At 72.5% G+C, this 18,715-nt stretch carries 18 protein-coding genes; 15 read left to right on the plus strand and 3 right to left on the minus strand.

Annotated elements, in window-relative coordinates; genetic code table 11:
• The first annotated feature begins 84 nt into the window (after nt 1-84).
• Nucleotides 85-831: an SseB family protein gene (locus tag ACF1G2_RS20610; RefSeq protein WP_391799655.1), complete on the plus strand. Its 747-nt coding sequence runs from the start codon at nt 85-87 to the stop codon at nt 829-831.
• On the opposite strand, the gene ACF1G2_RS20615 is transcribed toward ACF1G2_RS20610, so the two are convergent.
• Complete coding sequence (locus ACF1G2_RS20615; RefSeq protein WP_352186456.1) at nt 828-1,187, minus strand: DUF1844 domain-containing protein; 360 nt, start codon at nt 1,185-1,187, stop codon at nt 828-830. The two genes, ACF1G2_RS20610 and ACF1G2_RS20615, sit on opposite strands and share 4 nt — an antisense overlap.
• A 379-nt stretch (nt 1,188-1,566) precedes the next feature.
• Here ACF1G2_RS20615 and infC point away from each other — a divergent pair, with 379 nt between their 5' ends.
• The 13 genes from infC to ACF1G2_RS20680 all read left to right on the plus strand — a co-directional run bounded on the left by infC (nt 1,567) and on the right by ACF1G2_RS20680 (nt 16,011).
• Nucleotides 1,567-2,223, plus strand: coding sequence for a translation initiation factor IF-3 (gene infC / locus ACF1G2_RS20620; protein WP_352186621.1), 657 nt, complete (start codon nt 1,567-1,569; stop codon nt 2,221-2,223).
• A 122-nt stretch (nt 2,224-2,345) separates the two neighbouring features.
• Nucleotides 2,346-2,540 (plus strand): 50S ribosomal protein L35, encoded by a 195-nt coding sequence (gene rpmI, locus ACF1G2_RS20625; protein ID WP_019884943.1) that lies wholly within the window; start codon nt 2,346-2,348, stop codon nt 2,538-2,540.
• Nucleotides 2,541-2,647: 107 nt separating this feature from the next.
• Nucleotides 2,648-3,034, plus strand: coding sequence for a 50S ribosomal protein L20 (rplT, locus tag ACF1G2_RS20630; protein ID WP_030493496.1), 387 nt, complete (start codon nt 2,648-2,650; stop codon nt 3,032-3,034).
• Between the two features lie 145 nt (nt 3,035-3,179).
• Nucleotides 3,180-4,019: a TrmH family RNA methyltransferase gene (locus ACF1G2_RS20635; protein WP_391799656.1), complete on the plus strand. Its 840-nt coding sequence runs from the start codon at nt 3,180-3,182 to the stop codon at nt 4,017-4,019.
• Between the two features lie 82 nt (nt 4,020-4,101).
• Nucleotides 4,102-5,250 carry an ATP-binding protein gene (locus ACF1G2_RS20640; protein ID WP_391799657.1) on the plus strand — a complete coding sequence of 383 codons (1,149 nt, stop codon included), beginning with the start codon at nt 4,102-4,104 and terminating at the stop codon, nt 5,248-5,250.
• A gap of 138 nt (nt 5,251-5,388) precedes the next feature.
• Nucleotides 5,389-6,516: a phenylalanine--tRNA ligase subunit alpha gene (gene pheS, locus ACF1G2_RS20645; RefSeq protein ID WP_137990416.1), complete on the plus strand. Its 1,128-nt coding sequence runs from the start codon at nt 5,389-5,391 to the stop codon at nt 6,514-6,516.
• On the plus strand, nt 6,516-9,044 hold the full coding sequence (gene pheT / locus ACF1G2_RS20650; RefSeq protein ID WP_391799658.1) for a phenylalanine--tRNA ligase subunit beta: 2,529 nt from the start codon (nt 6,516-6,518) through the stop codon (nt 9,042-9,044). Before pheS ends, pheT begins: the two co-directional genes overlap by 1 nt.
• Before the next feature lie 155 nt (nt 9,045-9,199).
• The gene (locus tag ACF1G2_RS20655; protein WP_391799659.1) at nt 9,200-10,858 is read left to right on the plus strand and encodes a LuxR C-terminal-related transcriptional regulator; all 1,659 of its coding nucleotides are present in this window, start codon (nt 9,200-9,202) and stop codon (nt 10,856-10,858) included.
• Nucleotides 10,859-10,957: 99 nt separating this feature from the next.
• Nucleotides 10,958-12,082 carry a flavin-containing monooxygenase gene (locus tag ACF1G2_RS20660; protein WP_391799660.1) on the plus strand — a complete coding sequence of 375 codons (1,125 nt, stop codon included), beginning with the start codon at nt 10,958-10,960 and terminating at the stop codon, nt 12,080-12,082.
• A 26-nt stretch (nt 12,083-12,108) separates the two neighbouring features.
• Nucleotides 12,109-12,516, plus strand: a complete 408-nt coding sequence (locus tag ACF1G2_RS20665) for a tetratricopeptide repeat protein (RefSeq protein WP_391799661.1) — start codon at nt 12,109-12,111, stop codon at nt 12,514-12,516.
• Between the two features lie 224 nt (nt 12,517-12,740).
• Nucleotides 12,741-13,820 carry a PP2C family protein-serine/threonine phosphatase gene (locus ACF1G2_RS20670; RefSeq protein ID WP_391799662.1) on the plus strand — a complete coding sequence of 360 codons (1,080 nt, stop codon included), beginning with the start codon at nt 12,741-12,743 and terminating at the stop codon, nt 13,818-13,820.
• A gap of 268 nt (nt 13,821-14,088) precedes the next feature.
• Entirely contained in the window at nt 14,089-15,429 is a 1,341-nt protein-coding gene (locus ACF1G2_RS20675; RefSeq protein ID WP_391799663.1) for a transcriptional regulator, read from the plus strand.
• Nucleotides 15,430-15,480: 51 nt separating this feature from the next.
• On the plus strand, nt 15,481-16,011 hold the full coding sequence (locus tag ACF1G2_RS20680; protein WP_391799664.1) for an NUDIX domain-containing protein: 531 nt from the start codon (nt 15,481-15,483) through the stop codon (nt 16,009-16,011).
• Between the two features lie 84 nt (nt 16,012-16,095).
• Here the strand turns inward: ACF1G2_RS20680 and ACF1G2_RS20685 are convergent, their stop codons facing one another.
• On the minus strand, nt 16,096-16,956 hold the full coding sequence (locus ACF1G2_RS20685) for a 3-hydroxybutyryl-CoA dehydrogenase (RefSeq protein WP_391799665.1): 861 nt from the start codon (nt 16,954-16,956) through the stop codon (nt 16,096-16,098).
• A gap of 170 nt (nt 16,957-17,126) precedes the next feature.
• Between ACF1G2_RS20685 and ACF1G2_RS20690 the strand changes: the two genes are divergently transcribed.
• Nucleotides 17,127-18,401, plus strand: coding sequence for a glycoside hydrolase family 10 protein (locus ACF1G2_RS20690; protein ID WP_391799666.1), 1,275 nt, complete (start codon nt 17,127-17,129; stop codon nt 18,399-18,401).
• A gap of 10 nt (nt 18,402-18,411) precedes the next feature.
• Here the strand turns inward: ACF1G2_RS20690 and ACF1G2_RS20695 are convergent, their stop codons facing one another.
• Nucleotides 18,412-18,606 (minus strand): DUF1918 domain-containing protein, encoded by a 195-nt coding sequence (locus tag ACF1G2_RS20695; RefSeq protein ID WP_352186468.1) that lies wholly within the window; start codon nt 18,604-18,606, stop codon nt 18,412-18,414.
• Nucleotides 18,607-18,715 lie beyond the last annotated feature (109 nt).

Raw genomic sequence — 18,715 nt, forward strand, 5'->3', positions numbered from 1 at the left:
CCAGGTGCGGCGCCGGGAGCGGCCCCGGGGTGCGCCGGGCACCCGCGGGGAAAGCGGCCCGCCGAGGGCGGTTAGGCTCGGTGCGTGGCGCTCAAGAACATCCCTGACCCCGGTTTCTCCGACGACGACGGAACCGCCGATCCGCGGCTCACCGAGGCCCTCGCGGCCTGGGCGGCGGACAGAACCGCGCACGGGCCGGTCCTGGAGGCGCTGAAGGACGCGCGGCTGCTGGTTCCCGTGGTCGCCGTCCTCGGCGAGGTGGAGGAGGACCCGGAGACGGGCCTGCGCCGCGAGAAGACCAGCGACATGGCCGTGCCCACGCTCACCGCCGGCGACCGGCGGGCGCTGCCGGCCTTCACCTCGATCGCCTCGCTCGCGCTCTGGGACCCGGAGGCCCGGCCGGTGGCCGTCCCCCTGCACCAGGCACTCCAGGCCGCGGCGCACGAGAAGGCGGACACCGTCGTCCTCGACCTCGCGGGCCCGGTCCCGTACCAGCTGACCGGTCCGGCGCTGCTCGCCCTCGCCGAGGGCCGCACCAGTGCGGACCCGCTGGAGGACCCGGCGGTACGGGAGGCGGTACGGAACGCGGTCGCCGCCGAGCCCGCGGTCCTGCGCGCCCACCTCGGCCCCGGCAGCGCCGACGGCACCCTGGCCCTCGTGCTGTCCGAGGACGCGGCCCCCGCGGAGGCCGCCCAGCGCGTGGCCCGTGGCCTGGCCGCCGACGAAACACTGAGGGCCCGCCTGGTGCGCGGCCTCGACCTGGCACTCCTGCCGGCCTCGGCCACGCCCCCGGGCGAGCCCTTCTACGTACGGTCGTCCGGCGCGTCCTAGCCGTACACCGGCCCGGTGTACTTCTCGCCCGGGCCCTGGCCCGGCTCGTCCGGGATGACGGAGGCCTCGCGGAAGGCCAGCTGCAGGGACTTCAGGCCGTCCCGCAGCGGCGCCGCGTGGAAGGAGCTGATCTCCGTCGCACCGGCGTCGAGGAGGCCGGCCAGCGCGTGGACCAGCTTGCGCGCCTCGTCGAGGTCCTTGTGCTGCTCGCCGTCCTCGGTGAGCCCGAGCTTCACCGCGGCGGCGCTCATCAGGTTCACCGCGACGGTCACGATGACCTCGACGGCCGGGACCTCCGCGATGTCACGGGTCATGTCGTCGAAGTCGGGGGACTCGGTGTGGGGCGTCTCGCTCATGCCCACACGATATGCCGGGCGGGCCGTCCCTCCTTCCCGCGGTCCTCGGTTAGCGAACCGGGACGGTCGGTGCTAACCTTGTGTAACGACCGGCCGGACACCTATGTGCCCGGCCCACAAGTGGAGGCTCCGATCTCCCACCTGGCCGCCCTCGCGGGCGGCGGGTCACCGGTCAGGTGGCGCCCATCGTTCCGTACGGACGATGGAGCCGCCCGATGTGCGCCCCGCGGTTCACCGCGGCGGTGCTCCGGTATTTTCGTGGAGCCCCGCCTGTGTCCCGTCCGGGGCATTTTTCATATCCCGGCGCGGTTGGTCTCAACAGATATAGACATACGCGTCCGTCCGCCAGGCGGTCGCGTGGTGCTACCGAGGAGGATCCATCAGCGCCGAGCCCCGCATCAACGACCGGATTCGCGTTCCCGAGGTGCGACTTGTCGGTCCCAGCGGCGAGCAGGTCGGGATTGTTCCGCTTGCCAAGGCCCTGGAGCTCGCACAGGAGTACGACCTCGACCTGGTCGAGGTCGCGGCGAACGCCCGTCCGCCCGTGTGCAAGCTCATGGACTACGGGAAGTTCAAGTACGAGTCGGCCATGAAGGCCCGTGAGGCGCGCAAGAACCAGGCGCACACGGTCATCAAGGAGATGAAGCTCCGGCCGAAGATCGACCCGCACGACTACGACACCAAGAAGGGTCACGTCGTCCGGTTCCTCAAGCAGGGCGACAAGGTCAAGATCACGATCATGTTCCGTGGTCGTGAGCAGTCCCGCCCCGAGCTTGGTTTCCGGCTGCTGCAGCGGCTGGCGTCGGACGTCGAGGAGCTTGGCTTCATCGAGTCCAACCCGAAGCAGGACGGCCGGAACATGATCATGGTTCTCGGCCCGCACAAGAAGAAGACCGAGGCCATGGCCGAGGCGCGTGAGGCCCAGGCCGCGCGCAAGGCGGAGCGTCAGGGCGGTTCGTCCGACGAGACCGCCGAGGCTCCGGCCGCGGAGGCTTCGGCCGAGGCTCCCGCCGAGGCCGAGAACCCCGAGGCGTGACCCTGGGGGCTGCCACCCAGGCAGCCCCGGGCCTCGCCCGGAACCACCACACGAGAACTGACGCTCCTGGATGTCCGGTGCCCGCACCGGAGGAGCGCCACTGACGAGGAGATAACGGCGCGATGCCGAAGAACAAGACGCACTCCGGTGCCAAGAAGCGCTTCAAGATCACCGGCTCCGGCAAGGTGCTGCGCGAGCGCGCCGGCAAGCGCCACCTGCTCGAGCACAAGTCGTCCAAGCTGACGCGTCGCCTCACCGGCAACGCCGAGATGGCCCCGGGCGACGCGGCCAAGATCAAGAAGATGCTGGGCATCTGAGCTTGATCTCCCGCCCTCGGCGACGAGGGCATCCGGCCAAGACCGGGACCCATCCGTTTTCCGGGTCGTGTGAGTACCACCGCGACCCCGCTACAAGGAGTTAAGAAGTGGCACGCGTCAAGCGGGCAGTCAACGCCCACAAGAAGCGCCGGGCGATCCTCGAGCAGGCCAGCGGCTACCGCGGTCAGCGTTCGCGCCTGTACCGCAAGGCCAAGGAGCAGGTCACCCACTCCCTGGTCTACAACTACAACGACCGCAAGAAGCGCAAGGGCGACTTCCGTCAGCTGTGGATCCAGCGCATCAACGCCGCTGCCCGCCAGAACGGCATGACGTACAACCGCCTCATCCAGGGTCTGAAGGCCGCCAACATCGAGGTGGACCGCAAGATCCTCGCCGAGCTGGCCGTCAACGACATCAACGCGTTCGCCGCGCTGGTCGAGGTCGCGCAGAAGGCCCTCCCGGCCGACGTCAACGCGCCGAAGGCCGCTGCCTGATCCTCAGGTCGCCGATCTTCCGCACCGGACCCGCAGGCCTTCGGGCCTGCGGGTCCGGTCGTGTTCGGAGCACGCCAGGGGGTGTCCGCCGGACACTCCCAGCCCCCGTCACCCGCCCGGACCCCCGAAAAGAGCCACCGACCCCATGGGTACCCCCGAGCTGATCTCCCCGCGTTCGCCCCGTGTCGTCGCCGCGAGGCGGCTCGCCAAGCGCAACTTCCGGGGCAAGGACCGTCTCTTCATCGCCGAGGGCCCGCAGGCCGTCCGCGAGGCCGTCGAGCACCGCAGCGGCTCCGGCGAGCCCACCCTCGTCGAGCTCTTCACCACCGTCGAGGCCGCCGAGCGGTACGCCGGGATCGTCGAGGCCGCCCGCGCGGCCGGGGCCCGGGTCCACTTCGCCCCCGACACCGTCCTCGCCGAGGTCTCCCAGACCGTCACCCCGCAGGGCCTCGTCGGGGTCTGCCGCTTCCTCGACTCGCCGTTCGAGGAGGTCCTCGCGGCCAGGCCCAAGCTCGTCGCCGTCCTCGCCCACGTACGCGACCCCGGGAACGCCGGCACCGTGCTGCGCTGCGCCGACGCGGCGGGCGCCGACGCCGTCGTCCTCACCGACGCCTCCGTCGACCTGTACAACCCCAAGTCCGTGCGCGCCTCCGTCGGCTCCCTCTTCCACCTCCCGGTCGTCGTCGGCGTCCCGGTCGAGCAGGCGGTCGCCGGTCTGAAGAGCGCGGGCGTACGGATCCTCGCCGCCGACGGCGCCGGGAGGAACGACCTCGACGACGAACTGGACGCCGGCACCATGGGCGGGCCCACCGCCTGGGTCTTCGGCAACGAGGCCTGGGGGCTCCCCGAGGAGACCCGTGCCCTCGCCGACGCGGTCGTCCGCGTCCCGATCCACGGCAAGGCCGAGAGCCTCAACCTCGCGACGGCCGCCGCCGTGTGCCTCTACGCCTCGGCGCGGGCCCAGCGCCCCCGAACCTCCCGCTGAGGGGCTCCAAAGCGTCACCCGCACCTAGTAGGGTGGCCAACTCGGGGGCCCACTGCGCTACACGGAGGGGTGGGGAACGGGGATGACGGTCGGAACGGACAGTCCCGCACAGGCACGGAGCACCGCGCCCGATGCCCCGGAGGGCCCGGACGGGTCCTCCCGAACCGCGCCGGACGTCCCCGGCGTCGACCCCGACGAGCTGCCCGACGGCCTCGTCGTCGCCGACGCCACCGGACGCGTCGTCTGCTTCAACGCCGCCGCCGCCCGCATCACCTCCGTACCCCCGGAACAGGCCCTCGGCCTCCCGCTCGAACAGGCGCTGCCCCTGGAGGACCTCAAGGGGCGCCGCTGGTGGACCCTCACCGACCCGTACGGCGGGCTCGCCACCCGGCGCGGCCAGCCGGAGCGCAATCTGCTCCTGCCCGGGGGCCGCGAGGTCCTCGTCTCCGCGCGGTACGTCCGCGAGCACCCCACCGGGCCCGTCCGCCGCGTCGTCGTCTCGCTGCGCGGCACCGAGGCCCGGCGCCGTACCGAACGCAGCCACGCCGAGCTCATCGCCACCGTCGCCCACGAACTGCGCTCCCCGCTGACCTCCGTCAAGGGCTTCACGGCGACCCTCCTCGCCAAGTGGGAGCGGTTCACCGACGACCAGAAGCGGCTCATGCTGGAGACCGTCGACGCCGACGCCAACCGCATCACCCGGCTGATCGCCGAGCTCCTCGACATCTCCCGGATCGACTCCGGCCGCCTGGAGGTGCGCCGCCAGCCCGTCGACATCGCCGCCGCCGTCAACCGGCACATCCAGGCCCACACCACCGGCGGACAGTCCCCGGACCGCTTCTTCGTCCGCGTCCGGCCCCAGCTGCCCGATCTCTGGGCCGACCCCGACAAGGTCGACCAGGTCCTCGGCAACCTGCTGGAAAATGCGGTGCGCCACGGCGAGGGAACCGTCACCATCGAGGTGGCACCCACCTGCGACACCCCCGACGGAGAGAAGGGAACGGCGGTCACCGTGAGCGACGAAGGCCCCGGCATCCCCGAGGAGTCGATGGGACGTGTCTTCACCCGTTTCTGGCGGGGGAGCAAGCGCGGTGGCACCGGACTCGGGCTGTACATCGTCAAGGGCATCGTCGAGGCCCACGGCGGCACGATCACCGTCGGCCGCGGCCCCCGGGGCGGCGCCGAGTTCCGATTTATCCTGCCCGTCGGCGCCCCGGCCTATCTCGCCTGACGAGATCACGAGCCGCCCGGGCCGCCCACGGGCTCATTCGCGTCCCCGCGCCCCGTTAGACTCGACCTTTGGCACGTTTGCGCCCTTGACGTCGAGCGGGGCCGCGCCCAAGCCAGCCAAACGGAAGCACGGGAAGAGATGTCCGCACCCAATAAGTCGTACGACCCGGTTGAGGTCGAGGCCTTGAAACCGGAAGAGATCGAGCGCATGCGGGACGAGGCGCTCGCCGCCTTCGCCGCCGCGGGTGACCTCGACGCGCTCGCGCACGCGAAGGTCGCGCACACGGGTGGCACGTCGCCGCTCGCGCTGGCCAACCGCGAGATCGGCGCGCTGCCGCCGCAGGCCAAGGCCGCGGCCGGCAAGCTCGTGGGCCAGGCCCGCGGCGCGGTCTCCAAGGCCCTCGCCGCCCGCCAGACCGAGCTCGAGGCCGAGCGTGACGCCCGCGTCCTGGTCGAGGAGGCGGTGGACGTCACCCTGCCGTACGACCGGGTCCCGGCCGGCGCCCGCCACCCGCTGACCACGCTCATGGAGCGGGTCGCCGACGTCTTCGTGTCCATGGGGTACGAGGTCGCCGAGGGTCCCGAGGTCGAGGCGGAGTGGTTCAACTTCGACGCCCTCAACTTCGTGCCGGACCACCCGGCGCGCCAGATGCAGGACACCTTCTTCGTCCAGGGCCCGGAGGGGACGACCGGCGACGAGTCCGGTGTCGTGCTGCGGACGCACACCTCCCCGGTGCAGGCCCGCACGCTCATCGACCGGGAGCCCCCGGTCTACGTCGTCTGCCCCGGCCGCGTCTACCGCACCGACGAGCTCGACGCCACGCACACCCCGGTCTTCCACCAGATCGAGCTGCTCGCCGTCGACGAGGGCCTGACCATGGCGGACCTCAAGGGCACCCTGGACCACATGGTCCAGGCGCTCTTCGGGCCCGACATGAAGACCCGGCTCCGCCCGAACTTCTTCCCGTTCACGGAGCCGTCCGCCGAGATGGACATGCTCTGCTACGTCTGCCGCGGCGAGTCCGTCGGCAACCCGGACCGCCCCTGCCGCACCTGCGGCAGCGAGGGCTGGATCGAGCTGGGCGGCTGCGGCATGGTCAACCCCAAGGTGCTCGTCGCCTGCGGTGTCGACCCGGAGAAGTACAGCGGATTCGCCTTCGGGTTCGGCATCGAGCGGATGCTGATGTTCCGCCACAACGTCGAAGACATGCGAGACATGGTCGAGGGTGACGTCCGGTTCACCCGGCCGTTCGGGATGGAGATCTGATGCGGGTCCCGCTTTCTTGGCTGCGGGAGTACGTCGACCTGCCGGCGACGGAGACCGGACGTGACGTCCAGGCCAAGCTCATTCCGGCAGGACTCGAGGTCGAGACCGTCGAGCAGCTCGGCTCCGGCCTGACCGGTCCGCTGGTCGTCGGCAAGGTCCTCACCATCGAGGAGCTGACGGAGTTCAAGAAGCCCATCCGCTTCTGCACCGTCGACGTCGGCCAGGCCAACGGCACCGGCGAGCCCCAGGAGATCATCTGCGGCGCCCGGAACTTCGCCGAGGGCGACAAGGTCGTCGTGGCGCTGCCCGGCGCCGTGCTCCCCGGTGACTTCCGGATCGCCGAGCGCAAGACGTACGGCCGGGTCTCCCGCGGCATGATCTGCTCCGGCGACGAGCTGGGCATGGGCGACGACGGTTCGCACGGCATCATCGTGCTGCCGCCGGAGCTCGAGATCGGCATCGACGCGACCAAGCTCCTGGAGCTGTACGACGAGGTCCTCGACATCGCCGTCACGCCCGACCGCGGCTACTGCCTGTCGATGCGCGGCATCGCCCGTGAGACCGCCACCGCGTACGGCCTGCCGCTGCGCGACCCGGCGCTCCTCGACGTGCCCGCGCCGAACTCGTACGGCTACCCGATCCAGGTCGCCGACCCGGTCGGCTGCGACCGCTTCACCGCCCGTACGGTCGTCGGGGTCACCCCCGAGGCGCGTACCCCGATCTGGATGCAGCGCAGGCTCCAGAAGGCCGGCATGCGGACCGTCTCGCTCGCCGTCGACATCACCAACTACGTGATGCTGGAGCTCGGTCAGCCGCTGCACGCCTACGACCGCACCCGCCTCGACGGTCCCATCGGCGTCCGCCGTGCCGCCGCCGGAGAGACGATCACGACGCTCGACGGAGTGAAGCGGGTCCTCGACTCCGGGGACCTGCTGATCACCGACAACAGCGGCCCCATCGGCCTGGCCGGTGTGATGGGCGGAGCCCACACGGAGATCGCCGACCCGGTGACCGACCCCGAGACGGGCGTCGTCACGGGGACCACCGAGATCGTCATCGAGGCCGCGCACTTCGACGCGATCTCGATCGCCCGCACGGCCCGCCGTCACAAGCTGGCCTCCGAGGCGTCCAGGCGCTTCGAGCGCGGGGTCGACCCGCAGGCCGCGGCCGCCGCCGCGCAGCGCTGCGTCGATCTGCTCGTGCTGCTCGCGGGCGGCACGGCCGAGGCCGGCGTCACCGAGATCGTCGCCCCGTCCGCGCCCCGCACGGTCACCATGCCGGCGAACCACCCGGACAAGGTCGCGGGCGTCGACTACGGCCGCGAGACCGTCGTCCGCCGCCTCCAGGAGATCGGCTGCGACGTCTACGGCCAGGACGAGCTCGTCGTCACCGTCCCGTCGTGGCGCCCCGACCTCTACGTGCCGAACGACCTGGCCGAAGAGGTCATCCGCCTGGAGGGCTACGAGAACCTGCCCTCCACGCTGCCTAAGCCGCCCGCCGGGCGTGGCCTCACCGAGCGCCAGCGCACCCACCGCCGGGTCGGCCGCGCGCTGGCCGGCGCCGGGTACGTCGAGGCGCTGAACTACCCGTTCATCGGCGCTCAGGTCTTCGACCAGCTCGGCCTGGACGCCGACGACGCCCGCCGCCGGGTCGTCACGCTCGTCAACCCGCTCTCCGACGAGGAGCCCGCGCTCCGTACGACGCTGCTGCCGGGCCTGCTCGGCGCGCTGCGCCGCAACGACGGGCGAGGCAGCCACGACCTTGCGCTCTTCGAGACCGGTCTGGTCTTCCGGCCGGGTGAGCAGCCGGGCGTCGCCGTGCGGCTTCCCGTCGACCGCCGTCCCACCGACGAGGAGATCGCCACGGTCAACGCCGCGCTGCCCGCGCAGCCGCGCCGCGTCGCCGTCGTCCTCGCCGGCGCGCGCGAGCAGGCCGGCTGGTGGGGCAAGGGCCGTCCGGCCGACTGGGCCGACGCGATCCAGGCGGCGCGCACCGTGGCCGCCGAGGCCGGTGTCGAGCTGATCGTCAGCGCCGACCGGCACGCCCCGTGGCACCCCGGCCGCTGCGCCGCGTTCCACGTGGTGGTGGACGGCGAGAAGGTCCTCGTCGGCCACGGCGGCGAGCTGCACCCGCGCGTCGTGAAGGCGCTCGGCCTGCCTGACCGCACCTGCGCGATGGAGCTGGACCTGGACCTGGTGGAGAAGGCGAACGAGGGACCGCTGAAGGCCCCGAGCATCTCCTCCTTCCCGGTCGCCACGCAGGACGTCGCCCTGGTCGTCGACACGGCCGTCCCGACCGCCGCGGTCGAGGCCGCGCTGCGCGACGGCGCCGGCGAACTCCTGGAGGCCATCCGGCTGTTCGACGTGTACACGGGCGACCAGCTGGGCGAGGGCAAGAAGTCCCTGGCGTACGCGCTGAAGTTCCGCGCCACGGACCGCACCCTGACGGTCGACGAGGCCAGCGCCGCGCGTGACGCGGCCGTCGCCCTCGCGTCCGACCGCACGGGCGCCGTACTGCGCGGCGCCTGAGCACAGCTCCCCGGAGAGGGCCGGCCCGGTGACCACCGGACCGGCCCCCTCCGTCGTTTCCCGGTACCGCCCCTGGTGCCCTCCGCCGCATGCCCCGACGACGCTCGGCCTGACAGGCCCCGTGATCGCGAGGTGCAATGGGGGGAGGAGGCGCCATGGACGTCGCTGCGGAAGTCGAACGGGGACGCGAGGCCTTCGGTGGCCGGGCGTGGCGGGAGGCTTACACCCGGTTGTCGGATGCCGACCGGGAGGATCCGCTCGGGCCCGACGATCTCGTGCGGCTGGCCACCGCCGCCTTCCTGGTCGGACACGACGCCGAGAGCGGCGCGGCGACGGAGCGGGCGCATCACGCGTATCTGCGGCTGGGGCTGCCCGCGCGCGCGGTGCGGTGCGCCTTCTGGCTGGCGATCCCGCTCATCCTGAGGGGCGAGACGGCCCGCGGGGGCGGTTGGCTCGCCCGGGCGCAGCGACTGATCGACGACGGGCGGCTCGACTGTGTGGAGCAGGGGTACGTGCTGTTCCCCTCCGGGGTGCGGCTGGTCTACGAGGGTGATGTCGACGCCGCGTACGCCCTGTTCACCAGGGTCGTCGAGATCGGCGAGCGGTTCGCGGACCCGGAGCTGGTGGCCCTCGCGCGGCACGGGCAGGGCCGAGCGCTGATCGCCGGGGGAGAGACGGCCGCGGGTGCGACGCTGCTCGACGAGAGCATGGTCGCGGTCACGTCCGGCGAGCTGTCGCCGCTCGTGACCGGGCTCGTCTACTGCAGCGTCATCGAGGCCTGCCACGACATGTTCGACCTGCGTCGCGCGCAGGAGTGGACGGTGGCGCTGTCCGACTGGTGTGCCTCGCAGCCGGATCTCGTCCCGTACCGCGGCCAGTGCCTGGTCCACCGCTCCCAGGTGCTCCAGACCCGCGGCGCGTGGCCCGACGCGCTGGACGAGGCACGGCGCGCGTGCGAGCGGCTCGCGGAGCCGCCGGAACAGCCGGCGCTCGGCATGGCCCTGTACCAGCAGGCCGAACTGCACCGGGTGCGCGGTGCGTTCGCCGAGGCCGAGGAGGACTACGCGCGGGCCGCCCGGGTCGGACACCCACCCCAGCCGGGCCTCGCCCAGCTCTGGCTCGCCGAGGGCCGTACCGACGCCGCCGTCGCGGCGATCCGGGCCGCGGCGGACGAGACGCCGGACCCGCTCGGCCGGGCCAAGGTCCTGTCCGCCTTCGTGGAGATCATGCTGGCCGGCGACGAGGTGCCCCTGGCCAGGGGCGCGGTGGAAGAGCTGTCGCGGATCGCCGCCGACATCGGAGCGCCGCTGCTGTCCGCCGTCGCGGCCCATGCCCGCGGGGCCGTACTCCTGGCCGAGGACGACGCGCCCGCCGCGCTGGAGGCGCTGCTCGACGCGAGCCGGATCTGGGGCGAGCTCGACGCCCCGTTCGAGAGGGCCCGTTCCCGCGTCCTGGTCGGCCGGGCACGGCAGCGTACCGGCGACGTCGAAACGGCCCGGCTGGAGTTCGACGCGGCGCGTCAGGCGTTCCGGCGGCTCGGCGCGGCTCACGACCTGGCCCGCCTCGACGCGCTCACCCGCGACCGGCCCCACGGCGCCGCAGGGCTCAGCCCCCGCGAGGTCGAGGTCCTGCGCCTCGTCGCCACCGGCCGGACCAACCACGCGATCGCCGCCGAACTGGTCCTCAGCGAGAAGACGGTGGCCCGGCACCTGAGCAACATCTTCGGCAAGCTCGGGCTCTCCTCCCGCTCGGCGGCCACGGCGTACGCGTACGAGCACGACCTGGCCGGAGGGCCGGCGCAGTGGGCAGAATGACCCATCTCCCGCGGGCGGCACGGTTGGGGCGTTCTCCCGAAGCCGGCGCGCGAACCCGCTCCTAGTGTCGATCACAAGGAACGGACGAGGAGGCCCGCCATGAAGCTCACGGACAGCGCGGAACACATCGAGACGGTCGTCATCGGCGCCGGTCAGGCGGGCCTCGCGACCGGGTACCACCTCTCGCGGCGCGGCCTGCCGTTCGTCGTCCTGGACGGCAACGACCGGGTCGGCGACAACTGGCGGTGTCACTGGGACTCGCTCCGCCTCTTCAGCCCGGCCCGCGTCGCCTCCCTTCCCGGGATGCGCTTCCCCGCGCCGCCGATGTCGTTCCCCACCAAGGACGAGATGGCCGACTTCCTGGAGACGTACGCCGCGACCTTCGCGCTCCCCGTACGGGGTGGCCGGCGCGTACGGCGCCTGTCCCGCGAGGAGGGGAGGTACGTGGTGGCGACGGACACGTCGGCCTATGTGTGCGACAACGTCGTCGTCGCCTCCGGGACGTTCGGCCGGACCCCGTACGTCCCCGCCTTCGCCGACGCGCTCGACCCGCGCATCACGCAGCTGCACTCCAGCGCCTACAAGAACCCGGCGCAGCTGCGGCCCGGCGGGGTCCTGGTGGTCGGAGCCTCGCACTCCGGCGGGGACATCGCGCACGAGGTGGGGTCCGCGGGTCATCCCACCGTGCTGAGCGGCCCGATCCACGGTGAGATCCCGTTCGACATCGAGGGCAGGCCGGCACATGTCGTCTTCCCGGTCCTCTGGTTCCTGGCACAGCACCTGCTGACGCTCCGGACGCCGATCGGCCGCAGGATGCGTCCCGAGGTCCGGGCCCACGGCGGACCTCTGATCAGGGTCAAGCGCGCCGACCTCTCCCGCGCGGGCGTCGAGATGGTGCCGGAACGGACGACGGGCGTGCGGGACGGCCTTCCCGTCCTCGACGGGGGCCGTGTGCTCGACGTCGCCAACGTCGTCTGGTGCACGGGATTCCGGCAGGACTTCTCCTGGATCGACCTCCCCGTCACGGGCGAGGACGGCTGGCCGCTGGAGGAGCGCGGTGTGGTGCCCTCGTCGCCGGGTCTGTACTTCGTGGGGCTGTCGTTCCAGTACGCCTTCGCGTCGATGCTGGTCGGAGGCGCCGGCCGGGACGCCGAGCACGTCGTGCGGCACCTCGCGGGGGCCGGGCGGGTGGCCGGGCCGGCCAGGGCGAAGGCCCTCGCCTAGCACCGACGGACCGCAGGGGACACGTCGTGGACACGCGGACGTCCCGGACGCGGGTGCGCGAGCACCTGGCAAGGGCGCGCCGGCACCGGGCCGGCGGCCGCTACGCGGAGGCCGAGGGCGCGCTGCGCGAGGCCCTTCGGCTGGCGCGGCGCGCGTCCGGTCCCGCCTCGGCCGAGACGGCCGAGGCGGCGTCGGCCCTGGGCATCCTGCTCGAAGGGCTGGGCCGGCCCACCGAGGCGGAGCAGCCCCTGCGCCTGGCGGTCCGCCTCTACGAGCGCGCCTACGGCCCCGACGACATCCGTCTCGCTCCGCCGCTGAACGCCCTGGGGGCCGTCCTCCACCTGCACGGCGAGCTGACCGAGGCGGAGCGGCTCTCCCGCAGGGTGGTCGACATCCTGCTGTCCGCCGAGCCCCGACGCCTCCGAGGGAGGTGACCCCGCGGGGTGTGGCACGCGCATCAGTGCGGGGTTCCCGTGCCCGTGCGGGTGGCGCACGGGTGGCGCACCACGGCGCGCCGGGGGTTCTCACTCCTTCGGGTGAGATGTCCGGGCCGTGTTCCCCCAGGCCCGGTGCGGTCGGGAGAATCGACGCGGCCACAGGGGCGGGCCTGTGCGCCGCAGGGCCTTCGGGCGCGGCAGGGCCTCAGGAAGGGCCGTGCATGATCCGTACCAGGACGTTGCTCTCCTACGACTCCCGGCTGCGCCGGCTGGGACCACTCGCCCTTCCCACCCTCTGGGGTGCCGTGGCCGTGACGTGGAAACTCGGCTGTCCTCTGGCGCGACAGCCGGGTCTTCCCATGCGCATCGCCACCAGCGTGCTCTTCTTCACCGTCGGCACGGGCCTCGTCCTCGGCATCCGCCGCGGGCTCTCGCGCGAGCTGGAGCGGATGAGGGCCATCGCGGACGCCACCCAGCGCGTGCTGCTGCGCCCGCCCCCGCCCCGGCTCGACGGCCTCTCCGCCGCCGCCGGGCAGCTCTCCGCCTCCCGGGGCGCGTCCGTCGGCGGGGATCTGTACGAGGCGGTGGCCACGCCGTACGGCGTGCGGCTCGTCATCGGCGACGTCCGGGGGCACGGCCTCGCGGCCCTCGGTGCGGTGGTCGCCGTGCTCGGCAGCTTCCGCGAGGCCGCCCACGACGAGCCCGAACTCGGCGGTGTGCTGCGCCGGCTCGACCGTGCGCTCGCCCGCCATCTGCGGGAGCGCGCCAGAGACGAGCACCCGGCGGTCTGCGCCGGTCGGGAGCCCCAGCACCCCGCGGCCGAGGAGTTCGTCACCGTGCTGCTCCTGGAGATCCGCCCGGACGGGGAGGTGTACGCCCTCAACTGCGGGCACCCCGGCCCGTACCGGATCTCCCACCGGGTGGAGCCCGTCCTCGTCGGCGACCCGCTACCGCCGCTCGGTGCCTTCCCGCTGCCGGCCGACCTGACCGCGCACCCCTGCACCCGGCTCATGACGGGCGAGGCGCTGTTCCTGCACACCGACGGCGCGGAGGACGCCCGCGACCCGGCGGGGCGCTTCTTCGCTCTCGAACGGGCCCTGGCCGAGGCCGCCCGTGACGCGCCCGTCTCCCCGGCCGCGCTGGTCCACCGTGTGCACGGCGCCCTGTTGCGGCACACCCGCGGCCGGCTCGCCGACGACGTGGCCCTGCTGGTCGTCCGCAACGACCGGGTGCGGGTTCCGGCGCAGCCCGCCGAACCCGGGCTGCGCCGTACCCGACCTGCACCCTCCCCTCACTGTTGAGCGACGGGACATGAGGCCGGCGCCGCCCGTTCCGCCGCGGAGTGTCGGGCAGGTCGGCGGGCGGACGGCGCGGGGCGGGCCGCCGCACTGTACGAGGGGGGAGCCCGGCGGCCCGGGTCGCCTTGCGGCGAGGCGCCTAGTCAACCGGCAGCGGGGCGGTGGCGGCAGAGCGCTCGGAGCGGAAGAACGGGCACTTCATTCACACCCCGTGCGAAACCGCCCTCCACTACGGTGGTCGGGCGCGGACCGAGTCACATCGGAGGGGCCCATGATGCCCAACACCCTGCTCGACGCCCTGCTGGACGAGGCGGGGATCTCGCGGGCCGGCCTCGCCGCCCACGTGAACCGCGCCGGCCGCGGCCGGGGCCTCGCGCTGCGATACGAACACACCGCCGTGGCACGGTGGTTGAAGGGCCAGCGGCCGCGTGGCCAGGTGCCCGATCTGATCTGCGAGGTGCTCGGGGCGCGGCTGCGCCGGGCGGTCACCCTCGACGACATCGGGCTCGGCGTCGGCGGCGCCGACACCGCCTCGTCCGCCTCCCCGCTCTCCGGCTTCGTCGAGCGGGCCACCGCCCTGTGGCGCTCCGACGAGCAGCAGCGTCCGCACATACTCGGCGCGCAGGCCGTCACCGGCACGCCCGCCGTGATGCCGGTCTGGGAGTGGGAGAACCCGCCGGAGGACGCCGACGTCTCCCGCGACGGGCGGACCCGGGTCTCGATGGCCGACATCACCATGCTGGGTGCCGCGCGGGCGCACTACGAGCAGATGTACCGCAAGGCGGGCGGTGTGGCGACGCGGGTGCGGATCGTCGGCTTCCTCAACGCCGAGACCGCGCCGCTGCTGCGTGGCTCGTACAGCGACAGCCTCGGCCGGCAGCTGCACCGCGCCACGGGCGGTCTGGTGGCGGTGGCCGGCATCTGCGCGTACGACTCCGACGCGCTCGGTCTCGCGCAGCGCTACTTCCACCAGGCGCTGCGCCTTGCGAAGGCGAGCGGGGACCGTGGCCTGGGCGCCTATGTGGTCGCCCTCCTCGTCAACCAGTCGCTGTTCATGGGGGAGTACCGGCAGGGGGTGGCCTTCGCCGAGGCGGCGCTGCGGTCGGCCGGGCGGGAGATCACCCCGGCGCTCGCGGCCGATCTCTCCGCGATGCAGGCCAAGGCGTACGCCCACCTCGGCGACGGGTCCTCGGCGCTGGCCTGCATCCGGCGCGCGGAGGCCGAGGCGGAGCGGATCCGGCCGGGCCACGAGCCGGCCGAGACCGGTTACGTCCAGCCGGGGCTGGTCAACGTGCAGGTCGCCGAGGCGCTGCTCAGTCTGGGTGACCTCCCCGCGGCCAGGGAGCACGCGCGGGAGGCCGTGGCGACTCCGGCGCACGACCGGGGCCGGGTGCACCGGCTCGCCATGCTCTGCCAGATCGAGCTGCGGCAGGGCGAGGCCGACGCGGCGGCGCGGACGGCGGTGGAGATGACCGAGCGGGCGCGCGGGATGGAGTCGCGGCGGCTGCGCGACCGGCTGAGGCTGGTGCGGGAGTACCTGCTGGCGACCGACTGTGCGGACGCGAGGCAGGCGGCCGAACTCATCGACGGGGCGCTACGCGTTCCCCTGTGAGCCCCGGACTGCTGCCATATTGCCACCGAACAATCGGAAGGTGGCAGAAACGTGCAGTGGACGAAACTGAGCGAACAACCTGTCTATGAGAACCGCTGGTTCCGGGTGAACCTCGCGGACGTCGAACTCCCGGACGGCCGTCACCTCGACCACTATCTGATCCGGCTCCGCCCGGTCGCCGTCGCGACCGCCGTCAACGAGGCCAACGAGGTCCTCATGCTCTGGCGGCACCGCTTCATCACCGACAGCTGGGGCTGGGAGCTGGCCGCCGGCGTCGTCGAGGACGGCGAGGACCTCGCGGCCGCCGCCGCCCGCGAGATGGAGGAGGAGACGGGGTGGCGCCCCGGACCCCTGCGCCATCTCCTCACCGTCGAGCCCTCCAACGGCCTCACCGACGCCAGGCACCACCTCTACTGGACCGAGGAAGCCACGTACACCGGCCCGCCCGAGGACGACTTCGAGTCCTCACGGCGTGAGTGGATACCGCTCAAGCTGATCCCGGACATGATCGCCCGGGGTGAGATCCCGGCCGCCAACATGGCCGCCGGGCTGCTCCTGCTCCACCATCTGCGACTCGGCTGACCGGCCGGCGCGCACCCACGGGGCGGGGAACGCCGAACGGCCCGTACCTGTGCGGGTGTACGGGCCGAACGGTGACGGTGGGGCTCAGGAGTACGGGTAGAAGCCCGACCCCGTCTTGCGGCCGAGCCGGCCCGCGTCCACCATCCGCTGGAGCAGCGGGGGAGCGGCGTACAGCGGCTCCTTGTACTCGGTGTACATGGAGTCGGCGATCGAGGCGATCGTGTCCAGGCCGATCAGGTCGGCGAGCTTCAGCGGGCCCATCGGGTGGGCGCAGCCGAACTCCATGCCGTTGTCGATGTCCTCGCGGCTCGCGATGCCCGACTCGAACATCCGGATCGCGGAGAGCAGGTACGGGACCAGCAGGGCGTTCACGACGAAGCCGGACCGGTCCTGCGCGCGGATCGCATGCTTGCCGAGGAACTTCTCGGCGAAGAGCTGGGCACGGCTGATGGTGCCCTCGGAGGTGGTGAGGGCCGGGATCAGCTCCACCAGCTTCTGCACCGGCGCCGGGTTGAAGAAGTGGATGCCGATGACCTGGTCCGGACGGGAGGTCGCCACGGCCAGCTTCACCAGCGGGATGGAGGAGGTGTTCGAGGCCAGGATGGCGTCGGGCCGGGTCACCACCTGGTCGAGCACCTGGAAGATCTCGGTCTTGATCTGCTCGTTCTCCACCACGGCCTCGATGACGAGGTCGCGGTCGGCGAACTCGCCCAGGTCGGTGGTGAAGCTGAGGCGCGCCAGCGTCGCGTCGCGCTCCTCCTCGCTGATCTTGCCGCGCTCGGCAGCCTTCGCGAGCGAGTTGTAGAGCCGCGTACGGCCGATCTCCAGCGCCTCGCCGGTGGTCTCGGCGACCTTCACCTCGAGACCGCTGCGGGCACACACCTCCGCGATGCCCGCGCCCATCTGGCCGCAGCCCACCACTCCGACGCGCTCAATGTCGGCCATGGAGTCCGTCACCTCGTGCCTTTCGCTCATCACTGGCAGCGGGCCCCGTGTGATTCCGGTGCGTCCGCCTCGACCCCACGACGTTACCGCTCATTAACCGATGATCGATCGCCCGGGTCGGGCATGCTCTGCCAGGGGGTGTGACGTATCCGACATGAGAGGACAGGCGGATGGGACGTATCGGGAGAAGAGGGTTCGTGGCGGGTGCGGCACTGGCGGTGCTCGGTGTGACCGGTTCCCACGGCGCGGAAGCGGACTCCGGCACCACCGGCGCGATCTCGGGTACCGCCGGAGCGGTACGGAAGAAGCGAAGGGCGGCGGGCGAGTTCCGGGGCATGTGGCTGGCGACGGTCTTCAACGTCGACTGGCCCTCCAGTCCGGGCCTCACGCCCGGGAGGCAGCGGGCCGAACTCCTCGCCCATCTGGACATGGCCGTCGAGCGCAGGCTGAACGCGGTGATCCTCCAGGTGCGGCCGAGCGCCGACGCCCTGTGGCCCTCGCCGCACGAGCCGTGGGCGGAGTGCCTCACCGGCGTGCAGGGCCGCGATCCCGGCTGGGACCCGCTGGGGACGGCCGTCGAGGAGGCCCACAGGCGGGGGCTCGAACTGCACGCCTGGTTCAACCCGTACCGTGTGGCGAACCACACGGATCCCACCCGCCTGACCTCCACCCACCCGGCCCGCCGCAACCCGGGGTGGACGGTCCCGTACGGCGGCAGGCTCTACTACAACCCCGGACTGCCCGAGGTCCGCCGCTTCGTCCAGGACGCGATGCTCGACGCCGTCCGGCGCTACGACATCGACGCGGTGCACTGGGACGACTACTTCTACCCGTACCCGGTCGAGGGCCAGGTGTTCGACGACGACGACGCGTACGCGCGGTACGGCGGGGACTTCCCGAACCGGGCGTCCTGGCGGCGGAACAACGTCGACCTGCTGGTCTCCGAGATGTCCGCCCGGATCAAGGAGGTCGGCGGAGCGCCGCCCTTCGGGATCAGCCCCTTCGGGATCTGGCGCAACAGCGCCACCGACCCCGAGGGCTCGGACACCCCTGACGGTCTGCAGGCCTACGACGATCTCTTCGCCGACACCAGGAAATGGATCAGGGAGGGCTGGATCGACTACGTGGTGCCGCAGCTCTACTGGCACATCGGCTTCGCCGAGGCGGACTACGCCACGCTCGTGCCGTGGTGGGAGGCGGCGGTACGGAACACCGGCGTCCGCCTGTACATCGGCGAGGCCCTCTTCAAGTGCGGCGACCCCGACCAGCCGGACGCCTGGCAGGACCCGGACGAACTGTCCCGGCATCTGACGCTGGCCGGCCGGTACCCGGGGGTGGCCGGGCACTGCTTCTTCTCGGCGACACAGGTGACGGCGGACCCGATCGGGGCGATGGCCGCCGTCGTCGCCGACCACTACCCGACCACGGCCCTCCCGGCTCGCTAGCCGGCCCGCGTCACATCTTCTCGTGGTGGCGGACGACGGTGTCGGGGCCCGGAGCCATCAGGGCCTCGTGGCCGTCGTCGTCGAACTTGACCCGGTACGGGGGGTTGCCGTTCTCGCCCAGTACCTGAAGAACCTCGGCCGTACGGTCGTGCTGACCGACGGTCCGGCCGTGCACCAGCAGTTTGTCGCCCACGCTCGCTTGCATCGGGGTGACCTCCTCGCGGCCGCGCTCGTCCTGCTTGGGAGCCTATGTCCGCCATTGTGACCCGCATCACCCCTGGGCGCGCGCCCAGTCCGGGACTTCGCCGCGCGCG

The sequence above is a fragment of the Streptomyces sp. NPDC013457 genome (assembly GCF_043089925.1).
In the GTDB taxonomy this organism is placed as follows: domain Bacteria; phylum Actinomycetota; class Actinomycetes; order Streptomycetales; family Streptomycetaceae; genus Streptomyces.